Below are 21,447 nucleotides of genomic sequence, written 5' to 3'. Positions count from 1 at the left end.
TTTTATTTTGAAGTTTCTGCCGCCGCAAGCCAATTCAACATAACGTAATGCTTGATCTGCTCTGCCACTTCATACGGTGACATATTCGAAGTATGAATTGTAGGCATCGGAGGATGATATGCGGACTCCGCATTATCAAGTAGCCACTGGGCAAACTGCTCATGCTGTCTCAGCATATCATCCGACCACATAGCTCGATCCCCCCGATTGCGAAGGCGATGGTTACGAGTTGCATCATCACAATGTAGATTAATAAAGCAAATATCGCTAAAAAGGCTATAACTATCGCATTTCTCTATGTCCCAAGGCATCATCGTACCACAGATGATCGTACCTCTTCCCGACTTCGCTACAAAACTAGCAAAATGCAGTAATATATTGTATCTGTCCTGATATTCCAACTTAGGGCCCGTTGTACCAAAAATATCATCATCTGTGCTAAATACAACAAAATCCGGCATAAGAGCCGGAAGTTCCTGCATCACAGTTGTTTTGCCTGTACCACTTGCACCTGTAACGATAAATAAGGGTAATTTATGATCCATATTCGTAGAATCCCTCCTCCTATTTTAATTATAGGATATGTAATTCCACGCCTTTATTAAAGGTAAAGTTTAATTATATCTTCTATTTGAACTTGCATCCATTACTGCAGAATCCGGCCTCCGATGAAGTAACCCAACGAAATGAACAAAATGGTCCACACCAATGCTCCTGTACAACAGAAGGCGATGTATTTTCGAAATGGAAGATTTGAAATCCCGGACATATAGCCGGAAACATGACGGATACCGGGGATAAAATAGGCAAATACAATCGTCCACGCACCGTACTTGTTGAACCAATTCTTGACCTTGTCGTATCGTTTAGGAGTCAGCCCAACCCATTTCCCACACTTCTCGATAATAGCTGAGCCGACTCTTCTCCCAATCACATAAGTAATGGCCATTCCAGTCACTGAACCGATGAAGCTAACTATAATAGCTAGAAAATAGTTCAATATATGCTCTGATGCTAAATAACCAACAAACACCATCAGTGTCTCATCCGGGATCGGAAGTCCTACAATCCCAAGCGCCAACAGTACTACAATTGCGGCATATCCATATTGCGTTACAAATTCAATAGCTGTCTCCATAACTTCCTCCGATTATTTCCTGATGCTGATATTCTTAAGTGAAGGGAACGGAATACGGCTAACCATTAGAAATGATAATACAACGATAAACGCAATAATCACCGATGGTTTTAAATTGTTCGTAAGCGACAAGCAAGCCAACAAGGTTCCAGCACAGGTTATAGGCATTCCCGTAAAATGAGGGCTTGACATCGAAATGTTGAATCTAGCAAGCCTTGAGGCACCGCATACTAGAAATATAATTGCTGCTACAGCGCTCAGCCAATGAAATTCACCGGTTCTATGCAATAGGACCAGAAAAACTGGCGCCACACCAAAAGAAACAATATCCGCTAAGGAATCGAGCTGCTTGCCGAAATCACTACTGCAGTTCATTAGCCGTGCCAAGTACCCATCGAACACATCAAATAGAGCTGCAATAGCTATAGAGAATAGAGCAAGTCGATACTGCTCATGAATCGTTAATATTAAAGAGGTTGCACCCGCAGATAAATTAACAAAAGTAAAAGTGTTAGGAATGAATTTCCAATTCATTATAATTCTCCTTTCTGATCAAGGGAATCTTCTTGTTGAAATTTATAGCCGACGCCAATCACGGTTCGGATAAATTGTGAATCATACCCGAGCTTGGACCTTAGCTTCTTAATATGAGAATCTACAACTCTATTTTCTCCCTCGAACTCAATTCCCCATACCCGGGCGATAATCGCTTCACGGGTCACAACTAGATTCTTATTGTTGATGAGAAGCAGCAGGAGTTCATACTCCTTGGGTGTTAATTCAACCTCCACACCATCTACTTCCAGTCGATGCGCCAGCGTATTAAGAACGGAAGAACCGAACAGGATTCGGTATCCATCCGGTTTGTAATTGTCTATAACACGCTTCATTAACGAGTTTGCCTTGGCAACCAATACCTTTGGACTGAACGGCTTCGTAATGTAGTCATCCGCTCCAAGCTCATAACCAAGCAATTTGTCCTGATCCGCCGATTTGGCTGTTAATAGAATAATAGGAACCCCCGAACGAAGTCGCAGCTCTTTGCATACCTCAAATCCATCCATCTTAGGCATCATAATATCTAAGATGACCAGATCGGGATAGAGAGCTTCGAACCAACTCAGTGCATCGCGCCCATTGTCCGTCTCCGTGACCTGCCAGCCATCTTGAATGAAGTAATCCGAGATCACCTCTCGAATCCGCGCCTCATCCTCCACTATAAGCACATGTTTACTCACGATATTCCTTCTTTCTAAATCTGTTCCATCCACAGTCGAACCTCAGATGGCTCAAAATTTTTGATTGAGCCATCTGAGGATCAAACCGGGAACTCGACGAGAAATTGAACGCCATCCTGCAGATTTCTCACCGAATAGCCACAGCCATGCAAATCCATGATTTGCCGAGCAATCGAGAGTCCCAGGCCGGTTCCCCCGGTCTGCCGACTGCGTGATGCTTCTCCGCGATAGAATCGCTCCCATATGAGGTCCAGTTGCTCTTCACTTAGGGTCTCCCCTTGATTCGACACCGACAAGGTAGTCCGATCTGGTGTACTAATGACTTCAATGAGAATCGTGCTTCCTGTTACTGCATGACGAATAGCATTCGTTATCAGATTCAAGACGACTTGCTCGAACCACAGTGGATCAGCCGGTACAGGCTGTTCATTCACCGGTACTACGACGATCTCTAATCCCTTGTCCTGCAATGGGTACATCAGTCTGCTAGCAACTTTCTCCACCAGTTCACTGAGCATAAGGGATGTTTTTCGCAATTCAATTGTTCCTGAATCCAACCTCGCCAGATCTAACATATTGGTAATCAACATCTCCATTTTTTCAGCCTCTTCGACAATAACGGAGATGTAGTGATCCTGTTTGTTCAAATTCACCCCGTCCTTCAAGCCTTCGGCGAAGCTCTTGACGATACTTAATGGGGTTTTTAGCTCATGAGACGCATTGGTAAAAAATTCCTTTTGTGTCTTTTCCATTCGTTCTTTCTGTTCCATATCTTTCTGTAATTGTTGATTCGCTTCTTTAAGCTCGCGTAGCGCATTATCCAGCTTCTGCGACATCGTTAGCATACTCATAGACAAGCCGCCTATCTCATCCTTCTGCCGAATCGGTTTTAAGGATCCAAATTCAAAGTTGAGCATCTTCTTGGCCATTGTATTTAATGCGATTAAAGGCTTCGCCACCATTTTGGAGAAGAAGAGCGCCAGGATCAGAATGAGTATAATGCCGCCGCATCCAACATAAATGAACAACCAACGCAGCGCCTCATTCGCATCGCTAATCTCCTGCAGTGAGGTTACGGTGAACAGCAAATCCTTTTTCCCATTCTCCTTCATGATAGGCTCAATAATGATAAAATTGCTTGTGCCACTCCATGGCTCCACCCACTGGAATTCCTGCTTAACCATCGAATTAAGCTGCTCTTTGACCTCTGCAGAGAGCGGAAAATGCTCATACAGAGCGACCATGAGCAAGCCTTGACGCTGATTCCAGTTCTTGATATTCGGCAGGACGAGATCGACGACAGTACCCGAAATTTGTGAGGAATCTTCATCGAAGTTCTCGCCAATTGATGAGGATTTGGAGTTTAGCTTATTGATCTTATCCGGGTATAGGACCATGGGTGATTCATTCTCACGAATGTCCTTCTCTCCCCAGATCGTTAACTTATCCCCTACTTTAATATTGGCCTCCCTGAACTTCTCCGGATTCATACTCATAAAAAGAGATAGCGCAACGAGGACCCTCTTATGATCGGGAAGCTCCAGCACTAGTCGGTAAGGGTCTTCCATCACCATATTTCCGTCCATATTAACAACCGCCAGCTGGCTACGGCTGTGGCTCATAAATTTGACAGCTTCCAGTAGAAGCTCTTTGTTATCTGCCTTCTCCTGCGTATATTTCAAGGCGAATTTATCCAATTCCCGCTCCACCTTAGTTATGCGGTAATTCTGATAGAACTTCTCAAAGAAGAAGAACTGCGACAGAATGATCATAAGATAAAAACAAGCAAAAAAAATGACAGATAAAATAAACAGTTTGAATGTAATGCTTCTATTTCTCATATTTTCACCTACAGAATTCTCTGTAATCAGACTTTCTCGATATATACACTATAACTGAGTCATTTGTTCTTTATGTGTCCTGCAAAGTAACTACGATAACAATGAAGCAGCATATATCTATAACGACAGGCGAAGCGGAATATTTACATAGCGATATTGTTCCCTGGAATTATCTAAGAAAATCAGTTCATCTGAAAGACAGTTCCAGGCTGACAACCCTGATGATCAACCCTATAAACAGGAATATAGTATAAAGTAAAGGCTATTCTATTGCAGTGATATTAGGAGGACTCCGACTCAGATCTCCCAGATACCGGATACTAAATGCTCAAGAAAAAGAATAACCTGTACATGCTGTCCCGTATTGGTTATCCTCCCCATCGACTATGGATGCTGGAGTGAGGACAAGGGAAATTTTAGTTGTACAAGTCATTTTTCTTCATAGGATATAACACAGAGCTTAGGTTTGGGGGTATGAATATTGAGTATATGGATCAGTCATTTATTGCTTGGACTCTCGTTGGCTGCGCCGATCGGGCCCATTAATGCCGCCCAGATGGACCGGGGGATAAAAGGAGGGTTTCTTCATGCCTGGTTAGTCGGACTCGGTGCTATGGTAGCGGATGGGATTTTTATGCTGCTTGTTTATTTCGGCGTTATTCACTTTCTTAACATTCCATTTATGAAAACATTCCTTCTGTTATTCGGTTTCTTCATTCTGACCTACATCGGAGTGGAAAGCTTACTTACAGTCGGTAAGACGGGGATGGAAACCCGTGGCGGTAATGAATCGCATGTAAAATCCTTTAGCGCCGGATTCATTATGTCCATCTCTAATCCTCTCTCCATCCTGTTTTGGATGGGAATTTACGGATCGGTACTAGCGGACATGATCGCTAAATACGACGCCAAAAGGGTGTTACTCTACAGCTGTGCTATCATGGCCGGCATCATGCTCTGGGATGTAGCTATGGCCTTGGTGGCCAGCATGTTCAGACGAATCCTTACCGGGCGTCTCATTGGCGCTGTCTCGGTAATTTCCGGCCTATCTCTTATCGGATTCGGCCTTTACTTCGGATACGAGGCATACCGTATTTTGTTCGGGAACTGATACTGGGGGGAATCTTAGCTCCTTTTCTACTGTCGGATGAATTCTTCCTTGCCCCATCGGCCTTATTCCAGAAATGACGCATGATTAGAGTGACACACCCGATAATGACGATAAATCCGAGGCTAATAAAGAATCCGGGACGGCTGATTTTATGAAATAGGGTTCCCACCAGCGTCAGACTGATCAGCGACATGCCGATGTAACGCTTGGCTTTCCCCCAGCCCGTGAGCTTAAGTAGCTTACCTGACATCAGCAAAATAAACATCCAGTTGTACAGAAGCATAATCCCTGCGGCCGTGGTAATGTATTCATAGACGCTCCTGGGCATTAACAGAGCGAACACAACGGAGGCAAGCAGCCCTACCGTCGTCAAACCTATAGCCGGCAAGGGCTTCTTCCCTTCTTCTTTCTTCCCTTTAATAAAAAATCGCGGTGCATCTCCGTCCCTGGCTAGAGTAACGATCATCGTCGTGACTGCAAATAACGAGGCTGTCATCGTCGAAAATCCGGCAATAATGAGGACGGCGTTGAACAAATGCGGAACAAAGGACAGCCTGTAATCAACGAGAGCCACGACAAAAGGGCTTTCTCTGACCGTATAGGATTGCCAAGGCTCGAGAATCAGCGCCAGACCAATTGAGATGACATAGATGAACATCAACAGCAAGAGCATTACCTTACCAGACTTCGGGGATTCTTTAGGATCTTTAAGTCGCATCGTCATTAGCCCCAGTGCTTCTAGACCTCCATAGCCGTAAAAAGCAAAAATGAGCCCCGCCCAAAAGCCGAGAATGCCATTGGGAAACCAGTCCCTAGGGATTGACGGTCCATGAGCATCGGTCCTGAGTACTCCGGCAATCGCAAGTATAGCGATCACTAGAAACATGAAAATGGCCGCAATCTTCATAACAGCAAAAATGCTCTCCATCCGTTCAAATCCTTTGGTCCCGATGAAAATAATGATAAGACCCACAATGCCATATCCAGCCGCAAAGCACCACATCGGTACTTGCGGGAACCAAAATCTTGAGAACAGGGCAAGAGCTGTTAGCTGGCTTCCCATAATCAGCAGCTCTGACGACCAGTACACCCAGCCACTGCTGAAGCCCGCCCAACGGCCGAAGGCCTTCTTGGCGTAGGAACGGAAAGATCCCTCCATCGGATCCTCCGCTGTCATTTGCGACAGCTTGTCATAGACCAGATAAGCTCCAAAGGCTGCTAATGTATAAGCTATAACTGCCGATGGGCCTCCAAGTTGAATAGCAATATGGGATCCCAGAAAAAAACCTGTACCTACCGTACAGGCTACTCCAAGCAACGACAGCTGCCACCATTTCAACTTATTCTCACTTGTCGCAGGGCTTTTATTTTGAGACACCATAAACTCCCCTTCACAGAAATTTATGAATCTCTGTTATCATCCCCTAGGGTGTTGAGATTATGTAGAATCCGAAGGAATATAACCCGCTTTAATCATTTTATAGATCAATAATATACCATGCGTCACAAGCAAAATGCTCCGTCGCATTCAATGGCTTGTCTAATTGCTTAAATCCTTTTTTGGCATAGAACTTGTTAGCCGCAATCATATTGCTAAGTGTCTCCAGATAACATTGCTTATAATGATCCTTAGCAAAATCAAGGGCAATCTTAAGCAATTGACTCGCTGTTCCGGTACCACGCGCTTCTTGCAATGCATACATCTTCTGCAGTTCACATATATCAGGAAAGTCATGAACTGGCCCAATGCCGCAGCCGGCTACAATCTGGCCTTCATGTTCGACAACCCAATATTTGTATCCCTCAGCACTATACAGATGATAGAAATCTCCTAAATTGGGGTCGGCCCAGGCTGTGCCCGGTTTATTTGCACCAAATTCTATCAGACAAGTTCTGATGAGATTCTCAACCTGCTTATTATCCTTTTCCTCAATCTCTCTAATTAGCATTTATTATTCCCCTCCAGTCAATAATATAGCATGAACTTTATTCATTCATGCAATGAATTACTTATGTGATGAATTAAGATATTATCAACAGAAAAAAGCCGCATTGCTGCGACTTCCTAAGATATACGCATTTCCCTACATTATAGAATTGCCTTAAAGCCTAAGCTTTGCTGGAAGGCGGCATGTAGCGGATATTGTCCGTAATTTTGTCGTAATTGCTCTAAGGTTCCTCCGCCACAGCTTCGACCTGCATTCAAGAAAACAACAGAATCGGCGATCTCTTCAGCGATTTCCAATTGGTGAGTTGAGAAGATTACGGTATGCCCTTCATGCTTAATGTTTCTTAGCAGCTTAACAAATTCATTCATCCAATAGGGATCGAGACCATTTGTAGGCTCGTCCATAATCAGCAATGGCGGCTTAGCCAGAATCGCTTGAGCAAATAGAACTCGTTGACGCATCCCCTTGGAGAACGTGCTAACCGCTATATTTCGTTTCTCCTCTAGCCCTACGATCCTCAGCACTTCCCTTACTCTGACTTCAGGAACTCTGCGTAATGCAGCCCAGAACGACAGCAATTCATGCGCAGTCAGGCCCTGCGGGAAATGATAGTCATCGGGCATATAACCTATGTGCTCGGCAAATCGCTTTCGATCCTTCTTCCACTGTAAATGGTTCACATAAATTTCTCCCGAGGTAGGCTGGATAATACCAGCAATCATTCGTAGAATCGTACTCTTACCTGCACCATTTCCACCGCAAAGTCCAACAATACTCGAAGGATCTATACTCAAATTGATATGTTCCACAATTGTCTGTTTTTTGATAACTTTACCCGCGTCCATAACTCTTACCAAAGGATCAGCCACGAGAACGTCTCCTTTCCCAAATCCAGTACACACAAGCAATTGAACACATTATCCAGGCTATAAATACGAGAATAAATGCCAGACTCCCCCAAGGCTCTCGAATCCAGCTGACCCATTCATAATATTCCGGCCCCAACACCGAGCCTCCGCCGAGCTTGATGACAACAAACAGACGCACCAGTTCAGCCGGGTTCAACAAGGTCAAGAGGCTCAGTAGCGGCTTAATCCATGGATATGGCAGCAGACCTAACACAGCGATCAAAATAGCGGGCCAACTGATCACCAGGAAGAACCAGACCATTAGTGAGATCGTCAGAGCCTGCCAGCGATTCCTGGACAGAGAGCCGATGAATAGAGCCGCACTCAGGAATAGTAGAACTAATCCGCAGGAGAAGGCGAGAAAAAGAAGGTATGTGTTCAACTCAAAGGCAATACCCAGAATGATCGCAATGAATCCCATAAGTCCATAACCAAAAGAGACGATTGTCAGCAATACGATAGACAGCCCGGCAAACTTCCCAACTAGAAATGGAAGTGTTCCAAGCGGGTAGGTCGATAGCAGCTGCCAGCTCCCCTCCTCCTTCTCCGCTGTCAGCGAGAAAGAGCCCAGGAACAAAGCCATAAGCGGGAGGAGGTACAATATTAGACTGATCATAGAGCCTGTAACTCCTGAATAACCGCTGACTTCATTTTGAGAGTTAATCAGGAGCAGACATAAGCTGAACACAGAAAACAGGATGAGAAAAGAATAGGACCAGGGATTACGGAATCCCATTTTAATCTCTCTTTTAGCAATTTGCAGTAAATCCGTCATGCTCATATCTCCGTCCTTTATTCGGATTAGTGCCCGCTATTGCTGCTCATGTTCATTTCTCCATGTTCAGCATCCCCGTCTCCATGCATTTGCTCATGTCCGCTATCTTCTTCAATATGCTCGTGATTATCCATACCGTGCATGTCCATGCTTTGTTCCCAAGCATGCTTCTCTAGATCATCTGCGCTTAACAATGCACCAACACCCTGATCCTTCATATATGATTCTGCTGACTTCTTATTCTTGAAGCTGACAATTCCGTATGCCATCGGTGTCCGGATAGAAGGATCATAGACATAAGAGGCTTTCTCATACTCAACCCAGGACTTATCGTTGTAATCACGCACATACTCCATACCGATTTGATCCATTCCGTTCTCAGTCTTCCACTTGTTCATACAACCAATATCATCAAATTTAATGCTTCGGCCATCTTTGGTGACGATCTGTGTTGCATACGCTCCATCCTTCACCTGCATGTTACAAACGGCGCATACATTCACGTCCTCATTGATCGCTTGTGCCGCATACTTCTTCTGCCCGCATCCCACCAGAGCGGCAACTACAAACATAATCATTAGAACTGCTAGACCTTTTTTCATGATTTGGATCCCCCCGTATAAATAATAATTAATGAAGCTGTCGCAAGCAGCATACAAGCAATAATCAGCATAAATGTCTTCTCAGACAGTACATGCTCTCCCCCCGTATCGCTTAACGTCGAGATATGATCCCCAGCCACATTTAAATGCATGAATGGAGAACTGTCTGTCGTCCACTGATCCCGATTTCCCTCATACATTGAACTTAGAAATGCCATACCCGGTGATTGAAAAAAAAGTTGAAATGCCGGTTTATCCGATATGAGCTGCTGATAGAAAGGATTAATAGAGTAAGCGATTTCACTAATTCCGTCGTCATTTAAATCCAGGCCCTGTGCTGAATCCCAGTAGTTATGAAAGATATCGTTATCCTTGCTGTTCACAGCCTCGGCCTCGATTACATTGGCGACAAAGTCATTATAATGAAGCTTGTTATTCTCCGCGTTGAGCATTTGAATGCCTATAAAATTCCGATTAACCGAGTTTTCCTTCAGTTCATTGTTACTGGAACGCTCCATATAGATTCCAACACGATTACCATCCACTTGATTTCGCTCAACTGTAGAGGTCTGTACATCGTATAACAAGATTCCCTGTGAATACACATTCCAGCTTTGCTTCAGAAATGAATTGTTGGATATCCTTGTGTCCTTGACTCCCATGATCATCGCGCCGGTGAAATTATATTCACCTATATTGCCGACAATCTGGGACTCGTCTATGTACATACAATGAATTCCGTATCGAGAGCTGTAAATTCGGTTCTCTTTAATGCTTAACTGACTGCCTTTCTCTAAATAAATGCCGTCCTTCATATTGTAAATCCGATTCTGCTCAATCCGATTGCTATACGAATTGTACAGATCTATCCCATTGCCTTTCTGTCCGGATATGCTGCCGTTGGCATTTTTTATCTTTTTCCAGGCAATCTCGTTATTTAGAATTGTCGCTTCATTTGCATCGCGCAGCATTATGCCAAACCCCTGCGTCTTGATATTCAGATCCATCAGAACGACATTATCCGCTTGAACCAGTACAGCCGCTGTCTCTTCATCAGCATCCCCCTGCTTGATAGCAAGACCTTGAAGAACTGCCCCATCTCCCTTGACCACTACAGCAGGGTCTGCAGTTATGCTTGATAACACAGTCTTGTCCGCTCGAATCGTCAGCTTCTTATCGATCAAGATATATCCAGAGTAGCTTCCTTCAGGCAGCACAATACTGCTTCCTGGCTCTGCTTCGTTAATCATTCGTTGAAGTATGGAAGCCTCCATAGTGGCCTGCTCATTGCTATCCGCCGCTGCTGATGTATAAGTAAAAGCCGAACTCCAGCTTATTCCTGTTACTAAGCCTATAACTAGAAGCTGTAAGTTAATTCGGACAAAGAACATCTTTGGGCGATTGGCTACCATATTCTGTCCCCCTCCTCCCTCCCTTTTATTTACAGATGACCCAACAGACGTACATCATCCTCAAAACTAGAATAAGCTATAACTTTCTTCACTAATATAGCCCTTTTTAGCCCTTTTTCATAAAAAAGCGAACAGTTTTATGTCGTTTATGTGACAAATCAAGTGCTACAAAAAAAACAGCGGTAGTCTGAAAAAATCAGACAGCCGCTGTCTCTAACAATTCTTCTTTTCTCGATTCGCCGATGATTGGAATCTTTCAAAAATGGAGAAGCCGCATTGCAGCGGCCTCTCAAAGCATCTCTATTTCAAAACACTGCCTCCATATAAGAAACGATTCTGCCAGGACGATGTAAAATCAGTCACAACCACACCACCCGCTTTTTGGGAGTACGTATGCAGAAGCTTCCCATCTCCCAAATACAATGCCACATGCGTAATCCGCTCCTGCGATTTGTCAATCCGGCTGTATGCGGAGTTGCTAGAACCTTTATAGCTCATGAAAAATACGAGATCACCACGTTTGAGTTTGTCTATATTATAGACAGGTGTACTATTCTGTTTGATCCATGTTCCCTGCTGCCTAGAATCAGTAGGAAGCACTACACCTGCGCTTTCTTTAAATATTTGACGAATGAAATCGGAGCAGTCAAATGTTGTTGTTGTGCTGCGGTTAGAGCCAAACTCATACGGAGTACCCAAATATTTCATTCCAGTTTGTATTACTTTTTCAATAGTAGAATTGGCAGTTGCCTGACCCTGAACATTTTGTGTTGTTGTATAGGATGGTGCCATGTCTTTGGCAGATGCTGCACGCGATGGAGTTGGAAGAGTAACGACCGCCGATACTACTGCAGAAACGACCAGGCTGCCGATCAAGCTTTTCTTGATATTAATCATATGTTGTTCCTCCTCTGAGATGACATTTTTGTAACCATTTAGGTTATACCTCTGCCTTAATAGGGGCAATATCCTTCTCTGTTTTTCATTATCTCAGAGTGGAAACGATAACACAAAGCACTCTTTTTACTAATAGAGGATTAATTTAGGTGATTTTGATGAAAATAAACTCTTTATTTCTAATTAAAGAAGGATTTGGATGGTTACATATTTGTAATACTTGTTTCTCGTTTTTTTTAATTTTAGACGGATAACCTTCTATTGCCCAGCCAACTCCATGAAATTTTCCGCTGCCAAGCGAATTGCTAGGACGCTTCCCGTGTTAAGAGAATTATCAAAGAATAGAACGTGATTCCCCTTTACCGCTTTGAGTGATTTCCATACAGCCATCGCTTCCTTCTCTTGAACCGCTGCCTGGGCCGTCTTAAGATCATGCTGGATAATAATATAATCAGGATTCATCGCCGATAATGCCTCCAGCGAGAGCACTTGCCCGTCTTCAGGATAGCCCTCCGGCTTCAACAGGCCAAATCCCGTAGCATCATTATAGTAGACGGTGTTCTTTGCACCCTGAGCTGTAAAATTAGCTTTTCCGTCAACCCGCAGCAACGCAAAGCTCTTACCATTCATTCCGCTCAGCTGTTCTTTCGTCTTCGCAATGATTTCTTTAGTATCGTTGATAAGCTGTTCTGCCAACTGTTCTTTGCCTATAATTTGGGCACAAAGCATCGTGGCATTCTCCCAAGTATCCCCATAGTCAATTTGGACGACAGGAGCAATCTTGCTTAATTCATCATAGTTCGCGTCCACATGTCCTTTAAAAGTCACGATCACATCCGGGTTCGCCGCTATCACCGCCTCCAGATTCAAATCTCTTCCGCTGCCCAAATCAGCGATCTCAACCGTTCCTTGGTACGGTTTCAGAGTTTCGAATTCCTCCAACGCGCTTATTGCATTGCCCGAAGCGACCGGAGGCGTATCCAGCGCCAAGAAGTAATCCAAGTACAGGGGATGAAGCACAACAACGCGCTCCGGCCGTTCCTGGAGTACAATCTCATGACTGGCAGCATCCGTTATCGTTCTTGGCCATACGCCTAAGTCCGTCGATCCAGCTTCAGACGTACTGGTCACGCTGGACTGCCCGCCATTACTTTCGTTCACTGAAGGCGCAGCCGCTGGCGTTCCGGCACACCCGGCCAACATCGCTGTCACAATGACAAACGCTACTATACTACCTATCCATCTCTTCATACTGCTTCCTCCAGCCTCGTCTTCAACTCTTGGTATATAAATGCTGCATCAACTCACGGTTCTTTTGCATAAACAGATCATTGTGTGAGGATACCATTCCATGCGCATTCGCTTCTGGCGAGATATACTGCTTGGCCTTGTTCGCCGCGTTTGCGGCGTCTTGGAAAGCCCCGGCAATCAGGTGAAGCTTGCCCTCATGATTCAGAATATCGCCTGCGGCATAAAGCCCCGGCACCGATGTCTCGCTCAATGGAGTGCCTGCAATCCAGTAATCCTTCAGCTCAATCTGCACCTCGCTGTTGGCCAGCAATTCTTTATCGCGTTCATATCCATGATTAATGATCATTTCGTCAATTTCCAGCTCAAATGTAGCGCCCGTCTCATTTCTTCTCAGTGCAACCGTCTCAATCCTCTGATGATCCTCAGACGCGATGAGCTTCTCGATCGATGTATTCAGCAAACACTCCACTGAGCTTCTCTCAAGACGCGAAATTTCTGCCTCATGTCCTTTTAACGTTTCTTTGCGGTAGGTCAAATAGACCTGCTTGGCAATCGGCTCCAGTTCATTTGCCCAGTCAATGGCTGAATTGCCGCCGCCAGAGATTAGCACTGTCTTGTTCTTAAAGCGTTCCAGTGATTTCACGGTATAATGCAAATTCGTTACCTCGAACCGTTCCGCTCCCTCAATATCCAGCTTAATCGGCTTTAGAATTCCTCCCCCTATAGCCAGAATGACGGACTTGGAATAATGCATCTGGCCGGAGTCTGTATGCAGAACGAAATGATCCTCATCATCCTTGGAAATGGACGTAATCTTCTCTCCTAGAACAACGTCCGGCTGGAAGGTCAAGCCTTGAGCTACCATTTGCTCAATCAACTGGGAGCCGGGAAGCGGTGTCAAGCCGCCTACATCCCAGATCAGTTTCTCTGGATAGACATGCACCTTCCCGCCCAGAAAGGACTGAAATTCAATAATTTTCGTTTTCATTTCGCGTAAACCACTATAAAATGCGGAGAACAGCCCTGCGGGTCCGCCGCCTACAATTGTGACATCAAACAGTTCCTTATTATGCATTTTTTAATCTCCTCGCTTAATTGGCCATATCATCGGATTCTCATTTATCAGAACAGTATCAGCAAATCCCCAAATGTTCCTTCAAGGTTGAACCGGAATATTCACTCCGGAATAAGCCCAGCTCCACCAATCGCGGCATCAGTTTCTCAAAGAACAGCTCCATCGATTGCTCCGAGCCGCCTGGAAGAGCAATGAGCCCATCAATTGCCCCGGCTTCATATCTCTGAATAATATCATTCAATACGTCCTCAACCGTTCCAACCGAGACCCAGTGCGCTGAGCCAAGAACTTCCGGTCTTGACAGCACCTCTGCCACGGTCGGGTGATGGTTGATAATATATCGACGAAGCAGTTCAGCATGCGTGCGACTGCGAACTGGCTGATTCGCATCAGGAAGCATACCGGCAGTCACCCGATCACCCAGGGCATAACTGCTGAGATCAAGGCCTAATACAGATTTGAGCGAAGCAAGCCTGCGCTCGGTACTTAAATGCGCATTCGCCATCTCGAATAATGCCTGTGCCTCCTCACGTGTATCGGCCAAGAAGAAATATAGCCCGGGCAGAACCCTGATCGCATTCGGATCACGCCCCTGCTCCTCTGCTCGTCTTCTCAGATCATTCCGCAATTCGATCCCAGATTCGAGATCAGGCATCGCAGCAAAGATAGCATCCGCTACGGAAGACGCGAAATTTCGCCCGATATTCGATGCGCCTGCTTGAAATAGAGGAATGGATCCCGATGAGTGAGCTGGCAAGCTAAGCGGTCCTTTAACATTGAAAAACTCACCTGAATGATCAATGGGAGAGATCCGATCCGTATCGGTAAATTTGCCCGATTCACGGTCAATCAGAACCGCTTCATGCGGGAAGCTGGCCCAGAGCTTACGCACTACATTGGTAAATTCCCTCGCCCGCGCATATCTCTCTTCCGGGGATGGCATGGCTGCCGTGCCGAAATTCTCAGCTCCTTCGATCGAGGTTACAATATTCCAGCCAGCACGTCCGTTGCTAAGCCAATGCAATGATTGAAGCTGTCTGGCGACAACGTACGGCGGATTAAAAGTAGTCGAGATCGTCGTAACAAGTCCAATTCGGTCCGTCTCGCGGGCGATCGCCGCGAATATCATCGTCGGATCAGGGCTGCCAAAATTAGCGGAATCGCCCAGCATTTGCGGACTTACATAAAGATAATCTGCCCTGAATAGAAAATCGAGCTTAGCGTTCTCCGCCAACTTGGCTAATTCGATGTAATAATCAATCGAACCCATTTTCTCAACACCGCTATCCGGAAGCCGCCAGCCATGTCCCTTCATCCAGGTTGCCGATAAAGAAAATCCGATACATAATTGCCGATCTGCATTCACCTTGCTTCCACCCTTTCCCCACTCAGAGAATAGTCATTCGCTCAGGAATGGCGCTATCCCTGATATTCATTCTAGAAGAACGAGCTTAATCATTATCAATCCTGTTATCAATGATTATCATTCTCAATCAACAGTGTAGCAAGGACGCTAGCAAATGCAAATACACAAATAACAAATACGACATGCACAATTATCAAATCGATATAGACTTGATATATTTATAACTGAACAAGATGCTTCCTACTACCTTCACATTAGATATGACTATTGAATTGCTTGGCGTATAAGGATGGAGATATCCCGAATTTCTTCTTAAATGCTCTGCTGAAATAGAGCGGATTAGCATAACCGACACTAACCGCAATATCACGAATAGGAAAACTCCCCCCTCGCAGCAGTTCGCTCGCTCTCTCCATCCGATATTGGATAACGAAATCAATGGGACGAAGACCCATATGCTTATGAAAAAAATAAGAGAATCGCTTTGGATTCATAGCATGTATTCCCGCCAGTTCTTCAAGTGTCAACGGGTTCATATAATTTCTCTTGATGTATGCGATGGCTTTCTCTATAGCTGCAATATCGGATGAACCGATGGTCGCCTGATTCTTATGTCCCATCAGCACTTGATGCATAATACTTAGAAATAATTCCTTCACGCGAAGCTTCTCCATCCCTCCCTGAGTATGGACACTCTGATGAAGCATAAGCAGCAATTCTATTACTCTTGGAATGACACCAGGCTCCAGTTTGAAATGAGCATTGCATCCATGATGGCTGTCCTCCGCATAACGCTGATCCAAGCTATAGAAGACGGAGTAATACTCTAACTCTGACTCGCCCGCAACTTGAGCCTCCATCTGCATCCCAGGCGCTGCATGAAATACGGAACCTGGATGTAAATCATAGACCGTCCCGTTCACGCTTATTCTGTTGGCTCCGCGAATGATAAAGAGAAATCCGTACTTTAAAGTCCTGAATTCACGCAATATGCTTTTGGGCTGAATTACTAGACGGTAGACACTCTTGATCTCATAAGGGGCATTCGCAAATATCTCCGCCAGCCTATCTACATTTGCCATTGTTCCACCCCCTTCTCCCGACAACCATATAGTCAACTTGGTCTTACCTAAAACCGAGGCGAGTATTTTCCCCATTTAATCTATTATTCTGATCATATAATTGCCAATTCTCAAGTACCAATTTTCGTTCCAGGTTCGATTCAACAAAAAAAGAGCGGGCTGAAAACATCTCTGCCCGCTCTCTAGCGAGGTTCAGTTCATACCGGTAATCCAGAACGCCTTCCAGGCTTCGCCAATCGTATCACTGGAGGCAAACGGCTTGCCTCCATTCTGTTGATCCGCCTTAATAAGGAGAAGGCGTTAAGAATCGCCCATTCTCGTAATTTTGAATGCTTCCCAAGCGCCTGCCACCCTATCCTGAGTTGCCTCCAGCCTACCGCCGACATTGAAATTCGCCTGCACGAATTTGCCGTTGGCAACAGCCTTAATTCCGTAATCTCCGTTGCCTGTGCTAACCAGCTCAAACTTCTCCCAAGTTCCAATCGAGGCGCTGCGTGCTAACAATTGATTGCTCTCATCGATTACCGCACAGACATACTTCTGGTTGGCCATTGATTTGAAGGAGACTGTCCCGTCGCTATTATTCTCCAGTCGCAGACTCTCCCATGCCCCTCCTACAGCAGAACGATTGGCCACTAATGGATCAGCCCCTCCGTTCTCCGCAGAGACAACCCCGCCGTTCGCAACAGAGGTCAAATAATATTCCCCATCCGCGAACAGCGGTGATCCACCGCTACCCGGATCTGTAGTTCCCTGCAAATAAGGCTTGATCACGTTGTAGATTTTGGAGTTCACCGCACTATACTGCGCTCCGACCTTAGACCATTTTTGCCGGATCGTATCCTTGGAATCATGATAAATATCTACTGCTTCTGCATTGAGATTGTAAATTCCCCAGGAATTGTTGCTGCCCGTTACCCTATAAGTCCAAGTCGTCCAATGCCAGCCCTCACGGTTGAATGTAGACAGTGTATTCTTCCAAGCATCTTCAATATCGAATGAAGTGAATTCACCGACAAAAGTTGGTACTCCGTAATTATGACTGCGGATATCGGCCACTTTGCTGGAGATATAAGCCGCTTGGCCTGGGACACTAGTCACTGAATCCCACGGGTAATAATGATATTCATAGACGACGTTAGTCCAGCCGTAGTCCCGAGGATGCGGCAAGTTCCCAGCATCCCAGCAAGATTCCATCATGATGATATGATCGCCATCCACTGCCCTAATCCGATTATAAATTTCGTTATAGAAATCCCATTGTGTACGGCCTGTTGCTGCCGCTTTGATTCCTGGCTCATTCAGAATGTCATAGGCTGCCACGGCCGGGTTCCCCTTGAAGTGCTCAGCAATTTTCTCCCATAGCCATAAGGTCTTCTGGCGGTTATTCGGGTTTCCGTACAGTTGATTGCCATCATTAACTTCCCCGGAATGATCCATTCCGTTCTGAGAACCGAATGCACCATGCATATCAAGAATGACATAAATTCCCCGCTGGCGGCAGTTCTCCACGAACCAGTCCAGACGTGACCATGCATCCGCTTTCAAATTTCCGGAGTCATCCACCAAATTCATATACGTGAATGGAAGCCGAACAACCGTCATCCCCATCGCTGAGATATTGTCAAAATCCTGTGTAGTCCAATAATGATCCTCATATACGGAAAGAAGCTCATCCCGTGCCGCTGCGCCGAAGCGATCCTTCAATGTATTCATCATTGTCTTCTGATCCGGAGCATTCGTCGGGTTCATCCAGGACTCCTGAACCAGCCAACCGCCGGCATTCGTCCCCCGCAGATATGCAGTGCTTCCTGTTCCCTTGGATTTACGAATTGACGTTCCGTTGGTCTTTAGAAAATCGGCATCCGATAAACTGCCAGCAGCATGAATTGAAGCTGGACGACCTAAGCTCCAATCTGCCAAGAAGGTACCCAGCAACAAAATAATAGTCAACAAGATTCTAAAGCTTTTCTTATGAAATCGATTTCTCTTTATCATACAAATACCTCTCCTTTTATAGAATGATGAACCATGATAAAGATAAAATATGTACAGCTCACCCCCTATCCCGATAATAAAAACGTTTTTATTCACATGCCTAAAGTTAATTTAGCAGATTGGCTTTGTCGAAGTCTGTCGCATCATAAAATAATATTATTTTTGTTTAATCTTATTCGCATATCGGCTATTTTCCTTTAACACTCTTCCTTTTCGATATATAATTTAATTATCGAAACAAGGTTTCATACAATGAAACGAAGGCGGTGTTTGTTGTGAAAGCAATTGTTGTAGAGCAGTTCGGATCAACCGATAACCTGAAATATACAGATGTGGAGATTCCTTCGTTCCATTCCAAGCAAGTCTTAATCCGTGTAAAGACAACGTCTGTCAATTTTGCGGATATTAAAGCAAGATTGGGTAACAAGGGGCAAGGAAAATTACCCTTTATTCCTGGCTTAGAAGCTTCAGGCGTCATTGAACAAGTAGGAGATGAGGTAACTTCATTACATGTAGGGCAACGCGTGCTTGCCTTTCCAGCGAATGGTTCGTATGCAGAATACATTGTTGCCGATGAGAGGCTAACCTTTGCGATTCCTGAATCTATAAGCTTTGATGTCGCAGGAGCAAGCGGTATTGTCTCATTTCTGTCTTACAAATTACTTGTTGATATCGCTAGGCTTCAGGATGGGGATCAGGTTTTGATTCATTCCGCCTCTGGCGGGGTAGGAACCACAGCGACTCAAATGGCAAAAGTATTAGGAGCGAGGACTATTATCGGAACTGTAGGCCATGAAGCAAAGATCCCTGTGGCATTAGAAGCTGGAGCAAACCATGTGTTATGCTACACCGATGGAGATTTTGCCGAGAAAGTAAATGAGCTAACTAACGACGAAAAGGTAAATATCATTTTGGATTCGATTGGCGGCGAAATAACGGAGCAAAGCATAAAATGTCTTGCCCATTACGGCCGTCTGGTTGTATTCGGAAATTCTAGTGGAAAGTATGGACAATTGCACGCAAAAGATCTGCATGCGAGCTGCCGTTCTGTTCTAGGATATAGTCTGGGAACCACAAGAAAAGAACGCCCCGAGGCTTTGCAAGAGACGGCATCGCAAATATTCCGAATGCTAGAGGACAGACAAATCAACATAAAAATAAGTGAGCGATTCCACTTAAGCGAGGCTGCTGCGGCACATCAGCTTGTAGAAAGTCGGAAGAGTACGGGGAAGGTACTGTTATACACTGAGAACTCATAGCATTCATAGCCCATTCCCCCTCACCAACAGAGTTATGATGTGTTTATCATTCAACCTGGACTTTGTTATTCTATCGCTCCACGAACGTCATAGTCATTAAGATCAATATCCAGTTCCATTCCGATCGCGAGCTTAGCCAGCTGGCTGCCAATATACGGCCCCATCGTAAGTCCAGACGCTCCAAGACCATTGGCCGTGATAAGTCCTTCCCATTCGGGAACCGCGCCAATTACAGGAAGAAAACCGGGGGTAAAAGGCCGAAAACCGACTCTTACCTCCTGGAAGGTACTGTCCCCTAAGCCTGGTGCCAGTTCCAACCCTTTATTCAATATTTCCTGCATCCCGCCTGGTGTTATTCTTGTATCATAACCTTGAACCTCATTCTCGTGAGTAGCCCCGATTACGATCTTATGATGATCGAATGCAAGCAGATATTGATCCGATGGCGGCATAACAACTGGCCAGCTTCCGGTATCCAGACGCTCATTCAGCTCTAAATGCATAATTTGCGCCTTCTGGAAGCGAACGTTAAAGTGAATGCCGAGAGGCTGAAGCAGTTCCCTAGCCCAAGCTCCTGCACAGACAATCGTCTTGTCTGCAGTGTAAGTGTTACTTCCCACACGAACTCCTGTAATATGATTCTCTTGGAACTCTAGCGCGGCATTTCCCTCAATCCGCTTCGCCCCATGTCTCTCTGCTGAGCGCAGCAAAGCGTCCCGCAGAGCACGCCCATCTACACGGGCTGCCCCGCTAATATGAACGGAATGATAGCCTTCTTCTAATAGTGGGAACAGCCTTCGGGTCTCGGTCTCATCTAATCGCGTAATCTCACCGATCTCCGGTGCATCCGCTTTGCGCTGCTGGGCCCGTTCCTCCATTTTGATCACTTTCTCTAGATCATGATGAATGCTGAGAGCGCCAACTCTAGCGTAGCCTGTCTCTGTCTCTCCCTCGTTCATAAGCTCTTCAATTAATTCTGGATAGAAGCCCGCGCCTGCTTTAGCTAGGCGATACCAAGCCTGATTGCGCCGTTGTGATAGCCAGGGGCAAATGATTCCGGCCGCTGCGTCCGTGGCCTGTCCCTGCTCTTTACGGTCTATAATAAGAACATCTGCCCCCATTTTAGATAATTGATAAGCCGTTGATGCCCCTAAAATCCCTGCTCCAATAACTATATACTTCTTCATGATGAGATCCCCTTCTATTTCTACACCTTCAGTGCCAGATCATCTACATATTGCTTGGCTTCCAATAACGACATGCCGTACAATTCTCTCGATTTCTTAATAGCTTCGACCTTCTTGCCCTCATGTATTAGACGAATCACTTCATCTTGCCCCAAGTACGACGTTGGTCCCTCTGCTTGAGCTGTAGGAACTGCCTGGGGCCTCGGGAACTGCATCGCTTTGATCCGTGCCTCTAAGGCAGATAATTTGTTATATACACTCAGACATACGATCAAGGCAATAAGCGAGAGTAAGATTGCAAGATATTCCATGAGCTATATCCTCCTTGTCTGTATACGTAAGACCATTATAGCTTATT

General features: G+C 45.2%; 21 protein-coding genes. 2 read left to right on the top strand and 19 right to left on the bottom strand.

What is annotated here, in order from left to right:
* Positions 1-2 precede the first annotated feature (2 nt).
* The 5 genes from EI981_RS12445 to EI981_RS12425 form a co-directional block, all read right to left on the bottom strand.
* The gene (locus EI981_RS12445; RefSeq protein WP_126998568.1) at positions 3-545 is read right to left on the bottom strand and encodes a P-loop nucleotide/nucleoside kinase family protein; all 543 of its coding nucleotides are present in this window, start codon (positions 543-545) and stop codon (positions 3-5) included.
* A gap of 101 nt (positions 546-646) precedes the next feature.
* A complete protein-coding gene (locus EI981_RS12440; RefSeq protein ID WP_126998566.1) occupies positions 647-1,138 on the bottom strand; it encodes a DedA family protein in 492 nt (163 codons plus the stop codon).
* A gap of 12 nt (positions 1,139-1,150) precedes the next feature.
* Positions 1,151-1,672 (bottom strand): CDP-diacylglycerol--serine O-phosphatidyltransferase, encoded by a 522-nt coding sequence (gene pssA, locus EI981_RS12435; RefSeq protein WP_126998564.1) that lies wholly within the window; start codon positions 1,670-1,672, stop codon positions 1,151-1,153.
* Positions 1,672-2,376: a response regulator transcription factor gene (locus EI981_RS12430; RefSeq protein WP_126998562.1), complete on the bottom strand. Its 705-nt coding sequence runs from the start codon at positions 2,374-2,376 to the stop codon at positions 1,672-1,674. The genes pssA and EI981_RS12430 overlap by 1 nt, the downstream gene beginning before the upstream one ends.
* Positions 2,377-2,456: 80 nt before the next feature.
* Positions 2,457-4,217 (bottom strand): sensor histidine kinase, encoded by a 1,761-nt coding sequence (locus tag EI981_RS12425; RefSeq protein ID WP_126998560.1) that lies wholly within the window; start codon positions 4,215-4,217, stop codon positions 2,457-2,459.
* Between the two features lie 481 nt (positions 4,218-4,698).
* Here EI981_RS12425 and EI981_RS12420 point away from each other — a divergent pair, with 481 nt between their 5' ends.
* Positions 4,699-5,328, top strand: a complete 630-nt coding sequence (locus tag EI981_RS12420) for a LysE family transporter (RefSeq protein WP_126998558.1) — start codon at positions 4,699-4,701, stop codon at positions 5,326-5,328.
* Here EI981_RS12420 and EI981_RS12415 read toward each other — a convergent pair.
* The 12 genes from EI981_RS12415 to EI981_RS12360 all read right to left on the bottom strand — a co-directional run bounded on the left by EI981_RS12415 (position 5,270) and on the right by EI981_RS12360 (position 18,643).
* The gene (locus tag EI981_RS12415; protein ID WP_227011816.1) at positions 5,270-6,706 is read right to left on the bottom strand and encodes an amino acid permease; all 1,437 of its coding nucleotides are present in this window, start codon (positions 6,704-6,706) and stop codon (positions 5,270-5,272) included. The genes EI981_RS12420 and EI981_RS12415 overlap by 59 nt on opposite strands.
* Positions 6,707-6,806: 100 nt before the next feature.
* Positions 6,807-7,277, bottom strand: a complete 471-nt coding sequence (locus EI981_RS12410; protein WP_126998554.1) for a GNAT family N-acetyltransferase — start codon at positions 7,275-7,277, stop codon at positions 6,807-6,809.
* A 140-nt stretch (positions 7,278-7,417) separates the two neighbouring features.
* Positions 7,418-8,146, bottom strand: a complete 729-nt coding sequence (locus EI981_RS12405) for an ABC transporter ATP-binding protein (RefSeq protein WP_126998552.1) — start codon at positions 8,144-8,146, stop codon at positions 7,418-7,420.
* On the bottom strand, positions 8,139-8,960 hold the full coding sequence (locus EI981_RS12400; protein WP_126998550.1) for an ABC transporter permease: 822 nt from the start codon (positions 8,958-8,960) through the stop codon (positions 8,139-8,141). The genes EI981_RS12405 and EI981_RS12400 overlap by 8 nt, the downstream gene beginning before the upstream one ends.
* A 26-nt stretch (positions 8,961-8,986) precedes the next feature.
* Positions 8,987-9,562, bottom strand: a complete 576-nt coding sequence (locus EI981_RS12395; protein ID WP_126998548.1) for a nitrous oxide reductase accessory protein NosL — start codon at positions 9,560-9,562, stop codon at positions 8,987-8,989.
* Entirely contained in the window at positions 9,559-10,974 is a 1,416-nt protein-coding gene (locus tag EI981_RS12390; RefSeq protein WP_227011815.1) for a right-handed parallel beta-helix repeat-containing protein, read from the bottom strand. Before EI981_RS12390 ends, EI981_RS12395 begins: the two co-directional genes overlap by 4 nt.
* 300 nt (positions 10,975-11,274) lie before the next feature.
* On the bottom strand, positions 11,275-11,871 hold the full coding sequence (locus tag EI981_RS12385; protein WP_126998546.1) for a C40 family peptidase: 597 nt from the start codon (positions 11,869-11,871) through the stop codon (positions 11,275-11,277).
* Between the two features lie 258 nt (positions 11,872-12,129).
* On the bottom strand, positions 12,130-13,122 hold the full coding sequence (locus EI981_RS12380) for an iron-siderophore ABC transporter substrate-binding protein (protein ID WP_126998544.1): 993 nt from the start codon (positions 13,120-13,122) through the stop codon (positions 12,130-12,132).
* A 22-nt stretch (positions 13,123-13,144) separates the two neighbouring features.
* Complete coding sequence (locus tag EI981_RS12375) at positions 13,145-14,197, bottom strand: NAD(P)/FAD-dependent oxidoreductase (protein WP_126998542.1); 1,053 nt, start codon at positions 14,195-14,197, stop codon at positions 13,145-13,147.
* A gap of 58 nt (positions 14,198-14,255) precedes the next feature.
* Positions 14,256-15,563, bottom strand: a complete 1,308-nt coding sequence (locus EI981_RS12370) for an NtaA/DmoA family FMN-dependent monooxygenase (RefSeq protein WP_126998540.1) — start codon at positions 15,561-15,563, stop codon at positions 14,256-14,258.
* A gap of 254 nt (positions 15,564-15,817) precedes the next feature.
* Complete coding sequence (locus EI981_RS12365; RefSeq protein WP_126998538.1) at positions 15,818-16,645, bottom strand: AraC family transcriptional regulator; 828 nt, start codon at positions 16,643-16,645, stop codon at positions 15,818-15,820.
* A 300-nt stretch (positions 16,646-16,945) separates the two neighbouring features.
* Positions 16,946-18,643: a cellulase family glycosylhydrolase gene (locus tag EI981_RS12360; RefSeq protein ID WP_126998536.1), complete on the bottom strand. Its 1,698-nt coding sequence runs from the start codon at positions 18,641-18,643 to the stop codon at positions 16,946-16,948.
* 275 nt (positions 18,644-18,918) lie between these two features.
* Here EI981_RS12360 and EI981_RS12355 point away from each other — a divergent pair, with 275 nt between their 5' ends.
* Positions 18,919-19,902, top strand: coding sequence for a quinone oxidoreductase family protein (locus EI981_RS12355; protein WP_126998534.1), 984 nt, complete (start codon positions 18,919-18,921; stop codon positions 19,900-19,902).
* 65 nt (positions 19,903-19,967) lie between these two features.
* On the opposite strand, the gene EI981_RS12350 is transcribed toward EI981_RS12355, so the two are convergent.
* Positions 19,968-21,089, bottom strand: coding sequence for an NAD(P)/FAD-dependent oxidoreductase (locus EI981_RS12350; RefSeq protein WP_126998532.1), 1,122 nt, complete (start codon positions 21,087-21,089; stop codon positions 19,968-19,970).
* 20 nt (positions 21,090-21,109) lie between these two features.
* Positions 21,110-21,400, bottom strand: a complete 291-nt coding sequence (locus tag EI981_RS12345; RefSeq protein WP_126998530.1) for a hypothetical protein — start codon at positions 21,398-21,400, stop codon at positions 21,110-21,112.
* Positions 21,401-21,447: the final 47 nt, after the last annotated feature.

The sequence above is a fragment of the Paenibacillus lutimineralis genome (assembly GCF_003991425.1).
In the GTDB taxonomy this organism is placed as follows: Bacteria; Bacillota; Bacilli; order Paenibacillales; family Paenibacillaceae; genus Fontibacillus; species Fontibacillus lutimineralis.
The sequence above is the reverse complement of the archived record's forward strand: the minus strand, read 5'-3'. Positions and strand labels throughout refer to the sequence as shown.